Consider the following 1,627-nt stretch of genomic DNA (forward strand, 5'->3'; position numbering starts at 1 on the left):
TCGGCCGCGCCGGCCGCGGGTGTGAACCGCAGGCGGCAGGCCAGCGGCGAGGGGTTCCGTTCCGCCAGGACGATGATCTCCTCGCACCAGTCCTCGTCCGTGATCGGCAGGCCGACCCGGACCTTCAGGGGCACCGCCCCGGGGTTGTCGGCCAGGGCCGGAACCTGCAGCTCCAGCCCTTCGGTCAGCGGCGTGCGGCCCTGCGTGAAGGCCTCCATGGCGCGCCGCAGCTCCGCCGGGTTGGGGGCCAGGGGATCGGCAGGGGCCGCGGCCTGCCGGGCAAGGGCGGAGGTGGCGGGCAGGGCCAGCGCCGAGGCGATCAGTGTTCTGCGTTGCATGTCGGTGTGGGGAGCCCGGCCCTCAGAGGGCCAGGAAGTCGGCGAACTTGGAGCGCGCCCAGGCAAAGTCTTCCTGGACCATCTCGGTGGAGCGCAGGTCCATGTCGATCTGCGTCTGCAGGACGCGGCCGCTGGCGTCGACCTCGTACTCGAACTTGACCGAGATCTCTTCCTGCGGATCGCCGTTGACCATCATGTAGCACAGGTTGTCGGGCAACAGCGGCGTCACCTCCTTGCCGGCCACGCGCTCGGCGATGTTGCGCGCCACGATGCGCCCGATGTAGTTGGCCACGTGGCCGCTCTTGGGGTAATGGCCGAACTGGTCGGAGACCGGCCCCATCAGGTCGCCCACGAAATACACACGGTCGTCGCCGTGGGCGTGGTAGAGCCGCGGGTGCATGTCGGCCCAGCCGGTGGGCTTGCCGGCGGCGTCGCGGCCGATCAGGCCGGCGTGCCAGACCATGTCGGCCGCCTGGTGCGGCGGCATCAGGATGGCCTCGTCGAACTTCCACTCGCCGGCGCTGGTCTGGATGCGCTTGTTGAAGGGATCGACCTCCTGCACGCGCGCATTCGGCACGTGGGTGATGATGTCCGGGTACAGTTCCTCGAAGGCCTGCTGGTAGCCCATGCCGATGGGCGCGATCGTGGGCTTGGGGTCGAGGATGACGACCTTGCCGGGAATCCGGTGCTTCTTGATGTGCCAGGCGATCAGGCAGGCGCGCTCGTAGGGCGAGGGCGGGCAGCGGTGCGGCGGCGGCAGCAGCGTCATGACCAGCGTGCCGCCCTTGAAATCCTTCACGCGCTGCTTGAGCGCGTGCATCTGCTGGTTGGGGATGTAGGCGCTGGCGAAGTGCGTGCGCGCATGGTCGATGGCGCGCTGGTCGTCGCCGAACCAGGCATCCCAGGCGTCGCGGATGCCGCCCGACAGGACCAGGTAGTCGTACTCGACCAGCCCATGGCCGGTGCGCACGCGCCGCCTGTCGCGCTCGAAGCCCGTGACCTCGGTCTGCAGCAAGGTGTAGCCGTAGCGGTTGGCCGGGCGCAGCATGTCGTATTGCACGAAATCCGTGCCCACGATGTCCACCAGCCACTTGTTGCTCATCGGGCCGGACCAGAAAGTGGGGTTGCGCTCGAGCAGCACCACGTCCGCGCCGGGGATCAGCTCGCGCAGGTAGCGCGCCGCCGTCAGCCCGCCCCAGCCGCCGCCGCAGACCACGATGCGCGGGCCCTTGCCGCGGCGCGGCAGGATGGAAGACTGCGCCGAGATGGCCGCTGGCGCGGCGAGCGCG

General features: G+C 69.8%; 2 protein-coding genes. Both read right to left on the reverse strand.

What is annotated here, in order from left to right:
* On the reverse strand, positions 1-338 hold a 338-nt coding region (locus A612_RS13170; protein WP_019374931.1), incomplete at its 3' end, for a thiosulfate oxidation carrier protein SoxY.
* Between the two features lie 22 nt (positions 339-360).
* Positions 361-1,627: FAD-dependent oxidoreductase (locus A612_RS13175; protein WP_019374932.1), on the reverse strand; the 1,267-nt coding region annotated here is incomplete at its 5' end.

Origin of the sequence: Melaminivora alkalimesophila (genome assembly GCF_000282995.1) — a bacterium.
Classification (GTDB): Bacteria; Pseudomonadota; Gammaproteobacteria; order Burkholderiales; family Burkholderiaceae_C; genus Melaminivora; species Melaminivora alkalimesophila.